The organism is Aeromonas sp. PrichA-15 (genome assembly GCF_017939245.1).
GTDB classification, from domain to species: Bacteria; Pseudomonadota; Gammaproteobacteria; order Enterobacterales; family Aeromonadaceae; genus Aeromonas; species Aeromonas caviae.
In genome coordinates this window covers 1-1,229 of the sequence record NZ_JAGKRH010000047.1, presented here as the reverse complement: position 1 = coordinate 1,229, position 1,229 = coordinate 1, and the positions used below count along the sequence as shown (strand labels likewise).

The 1,229-nt window shown below is 53.1% G+C and carries 1 protein-coding gene; it reads left to right on the top strand.

Translation table 11 applies throughout. The features are described from left to right. Positions 1 to 219: 219 nt before the first annotated feature. Positions 220 to 786, top strand: coding sequence for a recombinase family protein (locus J9889_RS08035; RefSeq protein ID WP_052815161.1), 567 nt, complete (start codon positions 220 to 222; stop codon positions 784 to 786). Positions 787 to 1,229 lie beyond the last annotated feature (443 nt).

Genomic DNA, 1,229 nt, shown 5'->3' with positions numbered 1-1,229 from the left:
CCTGTCGTTGGTGGAGACCGGCAAGCGATTGGGCCGCTGCCCACAGGAGTGGTTGAGGGCCGTGGTCAGGGCGTGCATCGAGAAGACAGATTATCCCATCCCGGCAGAACTGATGCCGTCAACCCCGTCCTGGTGAATAGATACCGGCAATATGCTTGCTCCATGAGTTTTGGGACAATAAGATAAACGGACGGAAAGACGGACAAGGGGAGATGCACAATGGCTCTTATCGGTTACGCTCGGGTGTCGACTACGGAACAGAACTCAAGCCTACAGACTGATGCGTTGCAGCAAGCTGGCTGCGAACGCATTTTTGAGGACACGGTGTCTGGTGCTAAAGCCGAGCGCCCCGGTCTGACCGCAGCTCTGAACTATTTACGCGACGGCGACGTGTTAGTTGTCTGGCGACTTGATCGACTTGGTCGTTCGCTTCCCCATCTGATAGAAACAATCGGCGGATTGGAAGCGCGTGGCATTGGCTTTAGGTCACTAACGGAAACAATTGATACCACGACGCCCAGCGGGCGGCTCATCTTTCATGTCTTTGGCGCCCTGGGACAGTTCGAGCGCGATCTAATCCGCGAACGCACCAAAGCAGGATTAACCGCCGCCGCAGCTCGTGGGCGCAAAGGGGGACGTAAACCTGTCGTCACCACCGACAAGTTGCTGTTGGCCCGTAAACATATCGCTAACGGTTTGAATGTGAGAGAGGCTGCCAGCCGGCTCAAGGTGAGCAAGACCGCTTTGTACGCGGCTCTAAAATCCCAAAGTGCTGCTGATGAATGATCACACCATGACAAGCTCGGCGCTTTATTGCGGCCCTCTGGCGGCATATTTTTCGCGCTAAATGAGGGAACCGCATCTTTGCTGTCTTTAATCAACTTTGGTAGGATTGTGACGCTGCAAGAGCATCTGTAGGGGGCATCAGCCAGTAATTGGCCTTCTGCTTTGGGCAGTCAGGTAGCTGGTTACCTGATGGTAGTTCGACAAAAAAGTCGGTTTCCGAACCCTGGGGCTAAGGAAACGCTGCGGCTACCAACCATTCATCGAAATGGCGCACATTTTGTGCGCTTTTTTTTTCGTGTAATACCAATCAGATTAAAGATGTGATCTAATTGCTCTATTCTGGTTTCACTGTACTCAGTATGTCCGATCCAATCGATTTCTTGGCCCTCGCCAAGGCAGAAACCAACGCCAGGAAACGCATGCGATTCCTGGCGTTAGCACAC